A 16,674-nucleotide genomic window follows, 5' to 3' on the forward strand; every position below is an offset into this window, starting at 1 on the left:
AAAGGCGCGGTGTACTTCGCGCGATACTCGACGACGGCGCGATGTTCGGCCTGACACTGACGATACGCCGGCAATTGCGCCCAAGCTTGCAGATAGTCGCGCACGCCCGGCTCGACGTAATTGCCGATGACCGTGAGCGCCGCTGCAATGTTATCCGTCTCGAAATAGATCCGGCGCAGATCGCTGGCGTTGATATCGACCTCGGGCTCGACTTCCTGCACGGCCCAACCGGGAAAGCAGTCGAGATAGCTCGAAGTGCGATCCTTCTTGAATCCGACCAGAGTAACGTCGGCGGCTCGACCTGCGACTCGCTCGACACCGGCACGCACGGCATCGCCCCAGCGCTGATCGTCGAAGTAGTCACGGACGGGAAGAAACTCGACCCGTTGCCGCTGTTCGGGAGTCAGCACGGCTTCGAATTGCTGCTTACGCTCCTCCCACGTAAACGGATTGTAAGCGTCGCGCGCACGAAACGCCGAGCCTACGACGATCAGCACTTTGGGCGCGATGTCGAGCGCCGCCTGTAACAAAGTGCCGTGACCTCGCTGCAGGATTTGAAACCGGCCGATGATGACGGCGATGTTCGAGCTCATGGACTCTCTATCCGTGATCAATGCTTCGCGGCAATCGGCATTTGCCGTCCGCTGCCGAACGCCCTCGAGCGCACGCGCAGGATGGGCGGCGCCTGGCGGCGCTTGTACCTGTTGCGCGCAATCATCCGCTTGATCCGCTCGATGAGCGCTTTGCCTTCGCTCGTCGACGAAGTCTCCAGCACGAACTTCATCGCGGCCTCGCCTTCCTTCTGCGACAAGCGAGTGCCTTCGATGATTGTTTTCAAGATCGGATCCAGCACGTCGTACGGCGGCAAGCTGTCGGTGTCCTTCTGGCCCGGCGCCAGTTCGGCCGAGGGCGGCTTGTCGATGATGGTCGTGGGAATCAGCTCGCGTCCGGCCGCTTCATTGTAATAGCGCGACAGCTCGAACACCTCGGTCTTGTACAGATCGCCAATGACGCCGAGGCCGCCATTGGTGTCGCCGTACAGCGTGCAGTAGCCCACGGAGATTTCGCTCTTGTTGCCTGTCGTGATCAACAGATGGCCGAAGCGATTGGAATACTCCATCAAAATCGTGCCGCGAATGCGCGCCTGCAGATTTTCTTTCGCCAGGCCCACGAGCGGCTCGCCGAATGCCGTGTTGAACTGACTCGCGTATTGCTCGACCAGCTCGCCGATGGGATGCGTGTACAGCGCAATGCCCAGGTTCTGGCACAGCCGCTCCGAATCCGTGACGCTGCCGGTACTCGAGTACTGCGAAGGCATGGTGATGGCCACGACATTGTTCGCGCCCAGCGCCTCGACGGCAAGCGCCAGCGTCAGCGCCGAATCGATGCCGCCCGAAGAGCCGACCACCGCCGTTGAAAATCCACAGCGGCGCGCGTAGTCGCGCAATCCCAGCACCAGCTGCTGGCGATAGAACTCGTTCGTCGACAACCCTTTCGAGTCGATGGGGGCGAGTTCCTTGCCATTGCGATCCAGGAACTTCGAACGCGAATGCACTTGCAGGAGCATGAGATCGGGCTGGAACCGAGCGCCCTCCATCACGACGCCGAGCTTGGGATCGACGGCGAACGAGGCGCCGTCATACACCACTTGATCATGGCCGCCGATCTGATTCACGTACACCAACGGCAAGCCGTGGCGCGCACTCGCCTTGGAGAAGATCTCATGGCGCATTTCGCGCCGACCGATGCTCGACGGGCTGGCATTGATCGAGACCACCACGTCCGGCGCCGCGTCGGCCAGCCGGTTGAACGGATTCACGACGTAGTCGCGTTGCTCATCGTTCCAGCCATCTTCGCAGATCATGAAGCCGACGCGCACGTCCTCGATGTCGAGGATCTTGGCCACGTCGGGGCCCGGCTCGAAATGGCGGCGCTCGTCGAAGATGTTATAGGTGGGCAGCAACTGCTTGTGATACTGCAGCAGGATGGAGCCGTTCTTCACCACCAGCACCGAATTGAACAACGGCTTGCCGACGCCGGTGTTGGGCGTCGGCGCGCCTACGACCCAGTGCAGATCCGGCAAATCCTTGGTTGCAACGAGCAGGTCTTCGATACCCTTCGCCAAGCGCCGCTGAAAGTCCGGATCCTCGAGCAGATCGGCGGGGTAATAAGCAGTGAGCGACAGTTCGGGAAACGCTACGAGTTTCGCGCCCTCGGCATGCGCTCGCTGCGCGGCTGCAACCATCAACGCCAGGTTGCCGTCGATGTCGCCGATCGTCGGATTGATCTGGGCAAGCGCGATAGTGAGCGTGGGCATGGTCAAGCCGCCTGTTTGAAGACCTGGCGAAGATAGGCGAGGAACGTTTCATCCGAGCACAATGTCTTGCCCGGCGTGTCGGAGAGCTTGGCGACCGGCTGGCCGTTGCATTCCGTCAGCTTCATCACGATGTTCAGCGCCGGCACGCCCATGTCGTTGGAAAGATCGGTGCCGATGCCGAAGCCGCATTGCACCCGGTCCGAAAAATGGTCGTACAGCCGCAGCGCCTTCGGGATGTTGAGGCCATCGGAAAACACCAGGCGCTTGGTGTGCGCATCGATGCGCAGGCGCTGATAGTGAGCCAGCGCTTTTTCGCCCCACACCACCGGATCGCCGGAATCGTGGCGCAGGCCGTCGAATAGTTTCGCGAAGTACAGATCGAAGTCGGAAAGGAACGCGTCCATGCCGACCACATCGGTCAACGCCACGCCGAGATCGCCGCGATATTCGTGAACCCAGGCCTCCAGGGCTTCCTTCTGGAAATTCCTCAACTGCACGCCCACGGCCTGGAAGGTCTGCAGATATTCGTGCGCCATGGTGCCGATGGCCGAGAGCCCATACTTCTTCGCGAGATACACATTCGATGTGCCCCTGAAGTACTGCGGCACTTCGCGCGCGAGGGTCGCGACCATTTCTTCGTGCCAGTCGCGCGAGAATCGGCGCCGTGTGCCGAAGTCGAAGAACTGAAACGGATGCCGGATCGTATGCAACGCGCCGCCGGCCATCGGTGCGCTCGTGCCATTCGCGAACTTCAACACGTTGGGCGCGGTCACTTCCGCCACCGGGCTCTGAGTTCGGAAATCGCGCAGCATGAGGATTTTCTCCGCCAGCCGCTTGCGTCCCTCCTCCATCGCTTCGGGCGTCGCGTAACGCCGGAAGTACAGCTCATTGATGATGGACAGCACGAAGATCTCGAAGCCCATCACATGAATCTGCGGACCGCGCGCCACGACCGTGAGGGTATCGCCTTCGGTGCTCACCGTGATGTAGCGCCGCTGGAAATGGAAGATGCGCAGGAAGTCGATGAAGTCGCTCTTGAAGAACGACTTGGTCGCGAGATAGTCGAGCTCTTCCTCGGTGTACGTCAGCGTGCACAGATGCTCGATCTGCGCTTCGACCTCCGCTTGCAGGCTTGCGAGCGGATACTCAGGGGTGTTGCGGCAGACAAAACTGTAGACCGCCTGATTGGCCGGAAACCGATGCAACATCGGCGACAGCATGGTCAATTTGTATAAGTCGGTGTCGAGCAGCGAGCGGATGATGGGGGTAAACATAGGAGTCGCCAGCTTAGTTCCTGGGGATTTCACTCAGCGCTTGCACACTGGTCATGGCCCGGGCGCCGCGCGCCAGGGCTCCGTCGATGCAGGCCTTGCCGTTCGATTCGAAGCCGGTGACGGAGCTCATGCAATCCTCCAGCAACACCACGCGGCCGATCTCCTCATCCGAGAACGACTCGAACAGGTGCTCGAGTGTCGCCGCCACGCAGTGGCTGGCGGCTTCTCCCGCTACAAACAGCACTCCCGAGTTGGGCCGGCACTTCTCGATCAACTCGTGATTGGTCAGAGTGCGCGGATCGTCCGCCCTTGGCACTTCAGCGCGCACCGCGCTGTATTGCTCCGTCAGCGGATTCTGGCCTTTCAGCACCTTGAACGCTCCGCGTTGGACCTGCGTTTCCCACTCGCCGACCGCCTCGAGCACGGCGCCATGAATGTTGTGACCCCAGGCGCCGATCACACAGTGCACCGGCCAGACCATCAACTTATACCGTCCCTGCGACTCCAAGGCTTGCAGATAATTCAGGACTTGCGGGAGCAACGATGAGTCGATCGGCGCGTACTCGCCAGCGGCGGCTTGCGCATGCGTAATTTGCGTAAAGGGCGCCACGGGCTCGCCATCGGCGCGCTTCCAGAACGTGGGACGCTCAATGGCGACGCTCGGGTGCGAATCCAGCGTCACGACCACTTCGCCAAGCCGGCCGCGGGCTTCGCGAACGAAGCCGGCCAGACGCTGCATATCCTCGCCGGCGCCGGGCACGAACAGCGTTCCCTGCCGGTCACAAAAGTCATTCTGGGGATCGATGATTAACAATGTGTTCATGTGTGCTCCAGCCAGTGGCGCCATCCTAGCGCTGTTAGTGCATAACTGCACTAACTATTTGAGGGATGCCACCGCGTTTCGCCTGAGGCAACTGCCGCCGTGTGCTATGTTAAGGACCGTCACGCACTAACTGACATAGCGCCCCATGGCCGACTCGAAAACCAGCCCGCCGACCGCCTACGAGCAGCCCATCGTGACGGTGGACATCGTGCTGCTCACTTTAAAGGAGAATGAGCTGTGCGCGGCCCTGTTACAGCGACCCCGGCCGCCGCATCTTGGGGAATGGACCCTGCCCGGCGGCTTCGTTCACACCGACACGGATGAGGATGCCCTGGCGGCGGCCACCCGGATTCTCAAGACCAAGGCCGGCGTCGAGAGTCCCTATCTGGAGCAGTTGCAGACCTTTGCCAGCCGGCATCGCGACAGCCGCGGCTGGTCGGTTTCCATCGCTCATTACGCGCTGGTGCCCCACCAAACGTTATCCGCCGAAGGCGGCGATGCTTCGCCTCTCAAGTGGCGGGCCGTGGATTCGATTCGCTCCCTGCCCTTCGACCACCGCGACATTCTGCGTGCGGCAGTGGATCGAGTGCGCTCCAAGACGGACTACTCGTCCCTGCCCGTCCATTTGATGCCGCCGACCTTCACGTTGAGCGAATTGCAGAAGGTGTATGAGACGCTGCTGGACACCGAGCTGGATAAGCGCAGCTTCCGCCGGCGCATCGAGGAGCTCGATGTCGTCGAGCCCGCGCCGAATCCGCCTGCCACGCGCGGTGCTCATCGTCCCGCGCAGATGTATCGCCTGAAACGAAAGGCCTCCAACGCCGTCGCTACGGCGGACCGCAATCTGACGCGATAAACGCAACAATCGGAGCGCGCCGGGAGCAACGATCGAGTATTGAGAGACTTGCGGATCTCAGGCGAGTACGGAGGGCCGAGCTATGCAGTCGATGTGGCGCATCTGTTTGCTGCTCGCCCTCGGCACGTCAATGACGGACGCTCCCCTCCGCTACGATCTCACCGCCGAAACCAGCATGCCCCACCTGGAGGAAAACCTCAGGTACACCATCGAGCGCAGTCAGCGCTGCCTGGGTCGCGACGATCTTGCGTCGGCGTTTCCGGTTCTCCATCACCCGTCGCTCGCCGGCTGCCAGCTGCGCGAGCAGAGCCATGACGAGAACACGTTTTCATATCAGCTGGTTTGTCACCGCGCCTCCGGCACCACGGGCCAGGCAACATGGCATGTGGAAGAACACCTCATCCGAGGCACGCTCGATGTAAAGCTGGGGGGCAAAAACATGACGTTCTCTCAGCGTGTCACCGGCCGTGCCATGGGCCAGTGCTCCTCGATGGGCGAAGGGCCCGTTTAAGTACAGTTGAACGACAGCGCGCTCTCATCCATTAGGGTCTGTGACCGATGCTTCAGAGATGCGCGTCATGCCGGGCCGGATTGAAGATTATGCATTGATCGGCGACCTCGAAACCGCCGCGCTGGTCGGGCGCGATGGCTCCATCGACTGGTTGTGCTGGCCGCGCTTCGATTCGGATGCCTGCTTCGCCGCACTGCTTGGCGATGCGAGACACGGGCGCTGGCTGCTATGCGCCGCGGACTCCGGCGTCAAAGTCAGCCGGCGCTATCGTGAGAACACGCTCATTCTCGAAACGAGACTGGAGAGCGACGCCGGCGCGGCCACCATCATCGACTTCATGCCGCCACGAGGGAACGCGTCGGATGTCATTCGCCTGGTCATCGGCGAACGCGGCGAGCTCGCGCTTTATACCGAGCTGGTGATTCGATTCGGCTATGGAGCCGTCGTTCCCTGGGTGACGCACGTGGCTCCGGAACAATGGCAGGCGATCGCCGGCCCGGACATGCTCCAGTTGCATTCCGACATCCCGATGAAGGGCGAGAATCTGAAGTCGGTGTGCCGCTTCACCATCAAAGCGGGAGAGCGCGTCTCGTTCGTGCTCGCTCATTGCCCTTCGCATCTGCCGCCGCCCAAGAAACCGGACATCGATTGCGCACTGGCCGACACCGAGCACTTCTGGCGCGAATGGGTTGCGAAGGGACAGCACGAGCAGCCGTTGACCGATGCCGCGACCCGATCGCTCATTACCCTGCGCGCCTTGATCTACAGCCCGACCGGCGGAATCGTCGCAGCGCCGACCACGTCGCTGCCCGAAAAGATCGGCGGCGTGCGTAACTGGGACTATCGGCTCTGCTGGCTGCGCGATGCTACGTTGACGCTGCTGGCCTTCATGAATGCCGGTCATTTCGAAGAAGCGGACGCCTGGCGACATTGGCTGTTGCGCGCCATCGCCGGCAGTCCGGACCAGGTGCAGATCATGTACGGCATTGCCGGCGAGCGTCGACTCACCGAATGGGAAGTGTCCTGGCTGCCCGGCTACGAAAACTCCGCGCCCGTGCGCATCGGCAATGCCGCCTACTCGCAGTTGCAGATCGATGTGTTCGGCGAAGTCATGGACGTGCTCCACCAGGCACGCAAAGGCGGCATCGCGACCACGGAAACTGGCTGGAACCTGCAGTGCCAGCTGCTTTCACATCTGGCCAAGATCTGGGAGCAGCCGGACTACGGCATTTGGGAAGTGCGCGGTCCGCCGCGACACTTCACCTACTCCAAAGTCATGGCCTGGGTCGCCTTCGACCGCGCCATCAAGGATGCGCAGCGTTACGAGCTCGATGCGCCGCTCACCGAATGGTCCACCCTTCGCGATCGCATTCATCGGCATGTATGCGAACGAGGTTACGACTCGAAGCGCAATTGTTTCGTGCAGTCTTACGGTTCCAGTGCTTTGGACGCGAGCCTGCTGCTGATTGCACAGCTCGGTTTCCTGCCTGCCGACGACGAGCGCTATCTCGGCACGGTGCGGGCTATCGAAGCCAGCCTGCTGAGCGATGGCTTCGTCAAACGCTATGACACGCAAATCACCGACGACGGCCTGCCGCCCGGCGAAGGTGTGTTTCTTCCTTGCAGCTTCTGGCTCGCCGATGCCTATGTCATGTGCGGTCGACTCGGCGAGGCTCAGGCCTTGTTCGATCGCTTGCTGGCGCTGAGCAACGATGTGGGCCTGCTGGCGGAAGAGTACGATCCGGCAACGCAGCGACTGGTCGGCAACTTTCCCCAGGCGTTCTCCCACCTGTCGCTGGTCGCAACGGCCTGCAACCTGGCGCACGCCAAGAAGCCGGCCGAACAACGCTCAGAGCGCCGCTGCCCTCAGGACTCCAGCGCCCGGCGCTGAGCGTGCGCTGAGGCTCGAAAAAATCGGGCACATTCGTCGGACTCGCTGCGTCTAATGAGTGCACTCCTCTCGTGCACACCGCAGGGAGACCGAAATGAAATTCCTGTCGACGACCTGCGCGGTCCTGGCCGCCGCGGGATTTCTGGCCATTGCGATGCAACCTGCGAACGCCGAGGAAACATCCGACACTCGAGCGTTGTCCCGCACCGATCTGAAAAATCTTCAGTTCGCGCTCGAACAAATCAAACACGGCAGACAGATCTTTCGCTACGACACGTTCGGCGACGAAGCCTTCTGGGGCGACGCATTGCGCTTGCATACGGCAATTGCGGGCAGCGCCAACGGTGGGGTCGGCGCCGGACTGAGTCCAAAGGCGGCGCTTGCAGTTGGATTGAAGGTCGATGTCGAGGCGCTGCCGCCAGCTTTACGCGCCGATTTGCAGAAGAAACAAGTCGATCTCGACTCTCCCGCGACGACGCTCGCCTTGTTGCAGCTCGACGCCGTGGTCGGCGTGCGTGGTTTGTTCGATGACAGCGGCCGTCGTCTGCAATCGGTGGGTATTACCTGCGCGCTCTGCCATTCGACGGTGGACGATTCGTTTGCTCCCGGTATCGGCCGGCGGCTGGATGGTTGGGCGGCCCGCGATCTGAATGTCGGCGAGATCATTGCGCTCGCTCCCAACGTGCAACCGCTCGTTGACTTGCTGCGCATTGCCATTCCCTCGATCGACGCCGCGACCGTGCGTACCGTGTTGCGCAGCTGGGGCCCCGGCAAGTTCGATGCTGAGTTGCTCATGGACGGCAAAGCCGTTCGCCCCGACGGCAAACCGGCGGCGACGTTGATACCGCCGGCTTTTGGCTTGGCGGGAGTGAATCTGCACACCTGGACCGGCTGGGGCTCGGTGACCCATTGGAACGGCTTCGTCGCCAACCTGGAGATGCAGGGCCAGGGAACCTTCTTCGATCCACGCTTGAACGACTCAGCGAAGTTTCCTATCGCTGCGGAGGCTGGCTTCGGCGACGTGCGGCGCACGCCCGATCTCGTCACGCCGAAGCTCGCGCCGCTGCACTTCTATCAACTCAGCCTGCCCGCACCGCGCCCGCCCCGTGGCAGCTTCGATGCCGCTGCGGCCAAGCGTGGCAAAGCCTTGTTCGAAGGCAGAGCCGATTGCTCCCGATGCCACGTTCCGCCGATTTTCACTGAGCCCGGCTGGAATATGCATACGCCCGACGAGATCGGCATCGACAGTTTCCAAGCCGATCGCTCGCCGGATGAGCGCTATCGCACAGCGCCTCTGAAGGGCCTGTGGACTCATGGCAAAGGCGGCTACTACCACGACGGGCGCTTCGCCAGGCTGGAAGACGTCATCGATCACTACGACGATTTGTTGAGTCTGTCGCTCTCGAGCAGTGAGCGAGCCGACCTGGTGGAATATTTGAAGTCGTTGTAGGGCGTCGGGCGCCTGTGAATCGTGAACTCCATCACGGCTGCGTTTGACGACGCTTGAGAACGTAGCGTTTGGTCGAACGCAGCGCACGGACGCAATGACAATGCCGTGGAAGCAGATTGGCAGGGGGATATTGAAGGGGTTGGGCTGGCTGACCGGCGGCGCACTGGCGCTGGTCGCCAGCTGCTACATCGCATTGTTACTGATCAATCTGCGAGATCAGCCGCCGTCCGAATTCGCACTGCGCCTGGAAGATATCTATCGGAACCGACCCGCGGTTGCCGACGCGGACAACGGCTACATCTATGTCATGGGATTCTCGGCGGCGCCGGAAGCCGATCCGCATGAGATGGGGCTGCAACGCGTTGCGTGGCTGCGGCATCGAGCCGAACATCCGGAAGATCAGAGCCCGTCCGATCCCCTGCCGGGCGAGTATCAATCGCCTCAGTTGCCTGCCTTTGAAAAAATTCGTGACGCTTGCGGGTGGGGCGCGAATAGTTGCGACCGCGCGCTCGCGGAAAGCGACGCCACCCTGCCCGAGTGGCTCCCTGCCGAACAATGGCGAGTGGATCGTTATCGCACGCTGTTGGCACGGCCTGGCTGGCTGGAAACATTGCCTCCGGACGTGATGATGCCACTGCCTGCTTACGCACCGGTGCTGGACGCTCAAAGACTGTTGCTCGTCAAGGCCCACTCCCTCGCTGGTCAGCAGGACGCCGACGGTGTCCGCGAGATTCTCGAACGGGATGTGCATTTCTGGCGAGGGGTCCTGACCGACTCGGACATCCTGATCTCGAGAATGATTGCCGTGGCGGCGCTGAGTCGCCACTTCAGCATGGGCAATCTGGCGTTACGGCGACTGCCACCCGAAATGCAGTGGGCCGCGATGCCCGAGGCATGGCGAGCTCCGTTCACGGCGGACGAGTTGTCGTGGCATCGCTGTTTTGCCGGTGAATGGCTTTACGCTCGGAGCGTGCTGAGTCAAATCGCGACGGGGCCCGCGGCGGCCGAAGCCGCACTCCATGGAGAGAATTACGGTTTCCTGACCCGACTGCAGGATCTGGCCATAGAGCCGCTGTTTCAGCTGCAGGACACCACCAATCAAAGCGCCGAAATGCTGGTTCGCGCGGCCGACGCCTTGCAAGTGCCGATCGAGCAATTCACCGAGGCGCGGACATCGGCGGCGGAAATATTTTCATCCTCTGCCGCGAGAGTAGGCACCGTTGCAAACCTATACAACCCGGTAGGCGATATGTTGGCAAGCGTCGCCAGCGGCAGCTATGACTCCTATCCTCCACGAGTTGCCGATGTGGAAGGCGCCCGCCGCGCAGCGGTGCTAGCTACAGAGTTAAGAAGTCGCAAGGTGGACGTAGCAAACATCCGCGCCGAGATCGAGGCGAGCGCTCTTCGCATGCCCTATACCGGCGCGCCGTTCGTCTGGGATTCCAAGGCACAGGCCATCCTGTTCATCGGACTGGTACCCGGCGAACGCGGCCAGCATTCATTCAAGTATTGATCGCATAAGACGCGCCAACCGAGCGCCGGCGCGTCCCGGCTTTGAGCTCAGTGCCAGTTGCCGATCTTCACATCGTTCGGGCTGGGCCGGCCGTGGCCCGTTTCGATCAGCGACTTCAGGCTCTGCAGGAACACGCCCCACTTGGTCGAGCAGTGATACATGAATTCGGCGGGCTCCCGCCAGCCCTCGTGCTTGAACAGCACGATGGCGAAATCGTCTTCCTGCTTCAGCTCGAAGCGCACCTGCGTGCCGACCCACTCCGGCGGCCCCTTCACCACTTCCCAGACCACTCGCGTGTCGGGCCGCAACTCGACGATCTTCATGTCGAAGACGCCGAGCTCGCGGCCGTTGTCGGTGAAGCGAAACTTCATCGTCCCGCCGGCCTGGCGATCGCCGGTCGTCTCGGTGGTCCACCACCCCGCCACGCCTTCGGGCGTCGCGAGCGCCTGATAAACCTTGCCGAGCGGCGCCTTCATACCCACCCGATGCAGTATGTCGAACATGACTGTGCTCCTTGAAAACCCTGAGATCGGACGGAGCACAGTGTGGTCGAGAAACCGCTTCGAGCGAGAGTTACAAGTGCGGCGCGATTCGGTCCGGCCATTCATCGCATTCATGACACCCGATGCAGGTTCTGCATTGGAGTGGCTCTCGACGCAACGTTAGGCTTCGCGTGACACAAACATTCGGCGAGGCTATGTATGCGCTTCCTTGCATTCGAGCGTCCAGGCGTTCTGGGATGGCGTGAGACGAGCGCGCCGAAGTTGTCGTCGGATCTCGAAGCCATCGTTGCTCCGATGGTCGTCGGTAGATGTGACCTCGATGTGGGATTCGTGCGCGGCGTGGCGCCGATCGCGGCAGGCAGCGCGCTGGGCCACGAGTGCATCGCCCGCGTGATCGACGTTGGCTCGCACGTAAGAACAGTGAAACCCGGCGATCTCGTGCTGGTATCGGCCCAGATCTGCTGTGGCTATTGTCGAAGCTGCAAACGCGGCCACACCGGACGATGCGAATCCGTTCCGTTCGCTGCTTCTTACGGCATGGGGCGCCCTGGGGATTTCGGTGGCGCACTCGCCGACTTGTTACGCGTGCCCTATGCCGATGCAATGCTGGTTCCGTTACCGAAAGGGCTCGATCCTGTCGCGACTATCGGCGCGGCAGACATGGCACTCGATGCGTGGCGTGCTGTTGGCCCCGCACTCAACGAGCGGCCCGAAGCGGCAGTGCTCGTCGTCGGCGGGCTCGCATCGGTCATCGGCCTCTACGCCGCTGGCATCGCAGTATCGATGGGCGCAAGCGAAGTCGTTTACTGGGACGCCGACGAGCAACGTCGGCGCGTAGCCGCCGAGTTGGGCGCAACTGCTTTGGATATGACGAGCGCCCTGCCCCGCTCCTTTGGCATCGTCATCGATGCTGGAGGAACTGTCGATGGCCTCCAGCGAGCACTGGCCGCGGCCGAGCCGGAAGCGCTCTTCACTAGCGTCGTCATCTATTTCGACAACGCGACACCGCTGCCGCTACGAGATATGTATCTCAAAGGAATCACGCTCCGAACCGGCCGGCCCAATGTCCGGCCGCAGATGGAAAACGTGCTCCGGCTGTGTCACGGCGGAAGCTTTCGTCCTAGCGACGTTCCGACGACCCTCTTCGACTTCGATCGCGCCGATGAAGCGTGGCTGTCGACGGACTTGCGGGTCGCAGTGACGCGTGACGCCTGAGCCTCAATAGCCGAACACGTGGAAGTCATCGAACTGCCCGAGCGCCTTGTAGGTCAGCAGCGCCGCTCCGCCCAGGTTCCCCGCCGAGGGCAAGCTCGGATCGGTCGCTTCTAGCACCGGGTTGTTGTTGACGTAGGCGACCAGTTTCTGATCGATGATTTCCAGCCGCAGCTGGTACCAGGTGTTCAACGTCACCGGCAACGAAGCGCTGTCGAGCGTCTGGGGAACGCCATTCACCAACTTGCGCAACAGGATCGTGTTGCTGCCGCGAACGGTGATGTAGTGGTAGTTCTGCGCGTCTTTGTATCGAAGCGCGAGGCCGAACCAACGATCCGCACCGTCGAACTGCGTGGCCCTGGCGCGAACGCTCGCGGCGGTCCCGTTGTAGTGCAGGCTTCCGGCGGCCACTGCGTGACTGGTGTTGCTCGTGGTTGCATTGGAAATGACCTGCGAACCATTGACAGTAACGACTTGCCAGCCATTCGCGCCGGCGACGTTCGGATCGCCCGTTTCAAAACCCGTGCTGAAATGCACGGCGCCAGGATTGCCGCCGAACGTGATGTTGTCGATGTCGGCTCGCGCCTTGTACATCATGACGCCCGAATATCCTTGCAGCAGCGAGTTGTCGGTCACGTCGAACAGCAATCGGTCGTCGGCGAAGACTCGCAGGCGCGCGGCGTTCGCTTCGAGACGAAGGTTGTAGCCGCGATTCACCGCTACCGACATCGACGCCGACGCAAGCGTCTGCACCACGCCGCCGACGATCTTCTTCAGCTGGATCTGCTGCGAGGAGCGTACGGTGATGTAGTAGTGATTGTTGGCATCGGTGTAGCGCACGGCGAGGCCGAACCACCGATCGGCACCGTTGAAGGCCCTGGGCACGATGTAGCCGTGCACCGACTGGTTGCGACCGTAGCTGCCGGTGAACATCGAGGTGGCATTGCCGGCGTAATCGCTCTGACGATAGACCCGCGTAGCACCGCTCGTCACGACAGAGAAATTGCCACTGAGCGCGTTCCAGCCCGAGGCTTGCCCACTCTCGAAGTCGACCGGCTGCAGGAATGTTTCCTGCGGATCCTCCGGTACATCGAATACATAGGCAGCAGGCTCATCCTGTTGCAGGCGATTGGAAACGATACGTCGTCCGCTCAACCGGGACCGACCGAGCTGCTGGCCGTCGCTGGCAACCAGCCTCGCAACCGCAGGCCAATTGCCGACACTCGCTCGCTCGCGCACCAGCTCGCCACGTGCGACCAATGCCCCGTCGATATCTGCATCTCCTTCGACCGCGAGGTCGCCCGGGACCGGCACCCATTCTCCGCCGGCGCTTCGTTCGTACACAGCGCCGCCGATGACGGCGGCATTGCCGGAGATTTTCAGGTTCCGATTGATGTTACCGGTCAAAGTGCTGACCGTGGCGGTGCTCCAGTCGCCGCTCGCGGGACGCGAATAGATATATACCGCCTCCGGCAGTTCCGGGTCGGTCAGGTTGTCGCCGGGGCTCCAGTGGATGGCATGATTCGTCGTCACATCGACATTGGGGCCCATGTAGTTGCTGCCACCGGCGTTGCCGCCGTTCGCAAACGTGGCGATCTGCGTCCACGCGCCGTTCTGTCGTTGAAAGAGGCGCATGCCATGAGGCGTATTGCTGCTCACGCCGATGATGCCGTTTTCGATCGCGACCGAGATGCCGAAGCCAGGACCGTTCAACGAGGTTGAGTTGACCCAGCTCGAACCGGAGTATTCATAGACATGCGCGGCCGACCAGTACGGCGCGCCGACGACGATGACGTTGCCTTCGAGCGCGACCGAGTAACCATACAACCCCGACTGGCCGATGGGTGCATTGGGAACCAGCTTCGCGGTTTGATGCCATACCCCGGCGGCGTCTCGTTCGAAAACATAGGCGGCGGCGCCGATCTCTTCCGGCGTCGTGTCCATGATGAAGGAGCCTTGGTTCGCTGTGACGACGGCGCGGTCGCCGTCGATGGCCACGGCGCGGCCGAATCCGCCTTCCGGGGCTCCGCCGATGGGAGTCAGCTTTGCGGATTCCAGAAATGCGGGCAGATCGGCCCGCGCGGGAGGTGATATCGAGAGCGCCAGCAGGGCCACACTGGCAAATATACAAAGCAGGCCATGGATCGACTGACGTGAAGACCGGAACGCTTCGTCGCGCATACTGCATCCCCGTGCAGGAAGACCAGGTCGGGCCAGCTTCGTCGCCCTGCCTGCGAACGTCATCGCGGCAGGTACGAAACAATTCCCGACGGCGCGTGCGGGTTCCAGGCTCGCGCCGCGTTTCGAGCGACGCGAGCCTGATGTTACTTACCTCCGAGGCCGCGGAAAGTACAGCCGGGCTGCCGGCGGCAACTTCATGTCTGTCCCCAGGAAGAAGCCGGGATGCGGCGGCTGGTTATAAGCAACGTTTTGCCAGGCCACGGCCAAACGATACGTCGGATCGTGCATGAGCGTGCGCAGCTTATATTCGGTCGGCGCGGTGGTCGTGTAGATGCGCAGCTCGCTGCTATCCTGCGAGCGCCAGAGCGCCTCTTCACGCCAATCGCCGAGAATATCGGCTTGCAACGCCGGCGTTCCCTTGGTGCCGTTGTTGGAATAGGTGCCGGCGGCGACCAGAATGGGCACTGAAACGCTGTTCAGATAATCCCATTTGTCGATGCGTCCGACACCCGCGCCCGCCACGGAATCGTAAGTGTGATCGAGCAGCTCGCGCGACAGATCGCCATCCCACCAGATGCCGAAGTTGATGCTCGAAGGAACTCCCGTGAGCGGATCGCCCGTCGCGGTGTGTAGTCCGCCGCCTGCGCTGGACCACATCTCCTCACCAGGATGCGTCGGGTCGATGTCGGCTGACATTCCGCGGCCCGTGTCCGCCGCTGTGAGCTTGCCCCAGAGGATTGCGCCGGTCGCGGCATCCCAGGAAGCGAGTCCGTAAGGCGACGATCTCGACTCCATGACTTTGAACACTTCCAACCCGGGTCGATTGGGATCGAGGTCGCCGACATGTAACGCATCGCCGTGGCCAAGCGCGGTGTTGTACAGCGCCGTGCCGTCGTCGTCGATAGTCATGGCGCCGAACACGATCTCGTCCTTGCCATCGTTGTCTACATCGGCCACCGACAGCTGATGATTGCCTTGGCCTCGATATTCCGCGCCTGAAATGTCCGAGTCGAAGACCCAGCGCTGCGTGAGCTCGCCATGTTTCCAATCCCACGCCACGATGACTGTGCGCGTGTAGTAACCGCGGCTCATGATCAGACTCGGATGCCGGCCATCGAGATACGCCACGCCGCCCAAGAAGCGATCGACGCGGTTGCCGTAATTATCGCCCCACGATTCGACGGTCCCGCGCGCCGGAACGTAGTCGATGGTGGCCAGCGCTTTGCCAGTGGCGCCATCGAGCATCGTCAGATATTCCGGACCGCTGAGCACGTAGCCCGCGGTGTTTCTATAGTCCGCGGCGGGATCGCCGATGACCGTGCCTCGGGCGTCAGTGGAGCCGTCGGCGGTCTTCATCGCGACTTCGGCTTTGCCGTCGCCGTCGAAGTCGTACACCATGAACTGGGTGTAGTGCGCCCCGGCTCGAATGTTTCTTCCCAGCGAGATGCGCCAGAGCAGCGTGCCATCGAGCTTGTAGGCGTCGAAGAAGACTTCGCCGGTATAGCCGCTTTGCGAGTTGTCCTTCTGATTCGAAGGATCCCACTTCAGCACGATCTCGTATTCGCCGTCGCCATCCAGGTCGCCCACACTCGCGTCGTTGGCGCGATAGGTGTACGCCTCGCCTGCCGGCGTCACACCGTCGGCCGGCCGCTGCAATGGAATCGGAAGATACGAACCTGCCCAGACTTCGGCGGAATCCGCCCTGCCGCGCCGTCCTTGCGTCACCGCCTCGAACAACGCTGCCAGCGGTTGCTCCCGGCCATCGAACACACGACGGACTGTATAAATCGAATCCGTCGTCCCTGCGGGATCCAAATAGTTCGTCGTCGAAGTGAGCGGCTTGCGATTGAGCTTTCTACCGTTGCGATAGAGGTTGAACCCCGCGTCGTACGATTCGCTGCCAAGCAATCGCCAGCTTAGAAACACTCCTCCATCCGTCTTCACCGCCACCAGTCCGCGATCCAGAAACTCCGCCTGCCTGGCGGGCAACCGACTGGGGCTGTCGGTCTCCGCCCCTGCGTGAACAATCGGCAGCAACATTCCAATGCAGCCAGCGGCAATCCCCCGCCGCCATCCTTTCAGCTGGTCCATCGAGCACTCCTTATATATGAGCGGCTTTCGCCGCCCGGATGACGCCCCCTAA

Annotated in this window: 13 protein-coding genes; 6 read left to right on the forward strand and 7 right to left on the reverse strand. The window is 61.9% G+C overall.

Annotated elements, in window-relative coordinates; translation table 11 throughout:
• The 4 genes from GYH35_RS04335 to GYH35_RS04350 all read right to left on the reverse strand — a co-directional run.
• Positions 1-593, reverse strand: a 593-nt coding sequence (locus tag GYH35_RS04335; RefSeq protein ID WP_161827729.1) for an adenylyltransferase/cytidyltransferase family protein, incomplete at its 3' end; no start/stop codon positions are given.
• A 17-nt stretch (positions 594-610) separates the two neighbouring features.
• Positions 611-2,317, reverse strand: coding sequence for an NAD+ synthase (locus tag GYH35_RS04340; protein ID WP_161827730.1), 1,707 nt, complete (start codon positions 2,315-2,317; stop codon positions 611-613).
• 2 nt (positions 2,318-2,319) lie between these two features.
• Entirely contained in the window at positions 2,320-3,591 is a 1,272-nt protein-coding gene (gene pncB, locus GYH35_RS04345; RefSeq protein WP_161814473.1) for a nicotinate phosphoribosyltransferase, read from the reverse strand.
• Between the two features lie 13 nt (positions 3,592-3,604).
• Entirely contained in the window at positions 3,605-4,414 is an 810-nt protein-coding gene (locus GYH35_RS04350) for a cysteine hydrolase family protein (protein WP_161814474.1), read from the reverse strand.
• 145 nt (positions 4,415-4,559) lie between these two features.
• On the opposite strand from GYH35_RS04350, the gene GYH35_RS04355 reads away from it, so the two are divergent.
• The 5 genes from GYH35_RS04355 (at position 4,560) to GYH35_RS04375 (ending at position 10,635) form a co-directional block, all read left to right on the forward strand.
• A complete protein-coding gene (locus tag GYH35_RS04355; protein WP_161814475.1) occupies positions 4,560-5,270 on the forward strand; it encodes an NUDIX hydrolase in 711 nt (236 codons plus the stop codon).
• 82 nt (positions 5,271-5,352) lie between these two features.
• On the forward strand, positions 5,353-5,781 hold the full coding sequence (locus GYH35_RS04360) for a DUF3617 family protein (protein ID WP_161814476.1): 429 nt from the start codon (positions 5,353-5,355) through the stop codon (positions 5,779-5,781).
• A gap of 67 nt (positions 5,782-5,848) precedes the next feature.
• A complete protein-coding gene (locus GYH35_RS04365) occupies positions 5,849-7,672 on the forward strand; it encodes a glycoside hydrolase family 15 protein (RefSeq protein WP_161814477.1) in 1,824 nt (607 codons plus the stop codon).
• A 94-nt stretch (positions 7,673-7,766) separates the two neighbouring features.
• Positions 7,767-9,122, forward strand: coding sequence for a hypothetical protein (locus GYH35_RS04370; RefSeq protein WP_161827731.1), 1,356 nt, complete (start codon positions 7,767-7,769; stop codon positions 9,120-9,122).
• A gap of 100 nt (positions 9,123-9,222) precedes the next feature.
• Positions 9,223-10,635 (forward strand): hypothetical protein, encoded by a 1,413-nt coding sequence (locus tag GYH35_RS04375; RefSeq protein WP_161827732.1) that lies wholly within the window; start codon positions 9,223-9,225, stop codon positions 10,633-10,635.
• Between the two features lie 47 nt (positions 10,636-10,682).
• Here GYH35_RS04375 and GYH35_RS04380 read toward each other — a convergent pair whose 3' ends face one another.
• On the reverse strand, positions 10,683-11,138 hold the full coding sequence (locus GYH35_RS04380; RefSeq protein ID WP_161814480.1) for an SRPBCC family protein: 456 nt from the start codon (positions 11,136-11,138) through the stop codon (positions 10,683-10,685).
• A 198-nt stretch (positions 11,139-11,336) separates the two neighbouring features.
• Here GYH35_RS04380 and GYH35_RS04385 point away from each other — a divergent pair, with 198 nt between their 5' ends.
• Complete coding sequence (locus GYH35_RS04385; RefSeq protein WP_161814481.1) at positions 11,337-12,353, forward strand: alcohol dehydrogenase catalytic domain-containing protein; 1,017 nt, start codon at positions 11,337-11,339, stop codon at positions 12,351-12,353.
• A gap of 3 nt (positions 12,354-12,356) precedes the next feature.
• Here GYH35_RS04385 and GYH35_RS04390 read toward each other — a convergent pair whose 3' ends face one another.
• Both GYH35_RS04390 and GYH35_RS04395 read right to left on the reverse strand, forming a co-directional pair.
• Positions 12,357-14,531: a hypothetical protein gene (locus tag GYH35_RS04390; protein WP_161814482.1), complete on the reverse strand. Its 2,175-nt coding sequence runs from the start codon at positions 14,529-14,531 to the stop codon at positions 12,357-12,359.
• Positions 14,532-14,678: 147 nt separating this feature from the next.
• Positions 14,679-16,622 carry a rhamnogalacturonan lyase gene (locus GYH35_RS04395; protein ID WP_161814483.1) on the reverse strand — a complete coding sequence of 648 codons (1,944 nt, stop codon included), beginning with the start codon at positions 16,620-16,622 and terminating at the stop codon, positions 14,679-14,681.
• Between the last annotated feature and the right edge of the window lie 52 nt (positions 16,623-16,674).

The organism is Steroidobacter agaridevorans, from assembly GCF_009932555.1.
In the GTDB taxonomy this organism is placed as follows: domain Bacteria; phylum Pseudomonadota; class Gammaproteobacteria; order Steroidobacterales; family Steroidobacteraceae; genus Steroidobacter; species Steroidobacter agaridevorans.

Coding starts and splice junctions, on each gene's coding strand:
- GYH35_RS04340 (WP_161827730.1), bottom strand. CDS start 2,317: ATGCCCACGCTCACTATCGCGCTTGCCCAGATCAATCCGACGATCGGC.
- pncB (WP_161814473.1), bottom strand. CDS start 3,591: ATGTTTACCCCCATCATCCGCTCGCTGCTCGACACCGACTTATACAAA.
- GYH35_RS04350 (WP_161814474.1), bottom strand. CDS start 4,414: ATGAACACATTGTTAATCATCGATCCCCAGAATGACTTTTGTGACCGG.
- GYH35_RS04355 (WP_161814475.1), top strand. CDS start 4,560: ATGGCCGACTCGAAAACCAGCCCGCCGACCGCCTACGAGCAGCCCATC.
- GYH35_RS04360 (WP_161814476.1), top strand. CDS start 5,353: ATGCAGTCGATGTGGCGCATCTGTTTGCTGCTCGCCCTCGGCACGTCA.
- GYH35_RS04365 (WP_161814477.1), top strand. CDS start 5,849: ATGCCGGGCCGGATTGAAGATTATGCATTGATCGGCGACCTCGAAACC.
- GYH35_RS04370 (WP_161827731.1), top strand. CDS start 7,767: ATGAAATTCCTGTCGACGACCTGCGCGGTCCTGGCCGCCGCGGGATTT.
- GYH35_RS04375 (WP_161827732.1), top strand. CDS start 9,223: ATGCCGTGGAAGCAGATTGGCAGGGGGATATTGAAGGGGTTGGGCTGG.
- GYH35_RS04380 (WP_161814480.1), bottom strand. CDS start 11,138: ATGTTCGACATACTGCATCGGGTGGGTATGAAGGCGCCGCTCGGCAAG.
- GYH35_RS04385 (WP_161814481.1), top strand. CDS start 11,337: ATGCGCTTCCTTGCATTCGAGCGTCCAGGCGTTCTGGGATGGCGTGAG.
- GYH35_RS04390 (WP_161814482.1), bottom strand. CDS start 14,531: ATGCGCGACGAAGCGTTCCGGTCTTCACGTCAGTCGATCCATGGCCTG.
- GYH35_RS04395 (WP_161814483.1), bottom strand. CDS start 16,622: ATGGACCAGCTGAAAGGATGGCGGCGGGGGATTGCCGCTGGCTGCATT.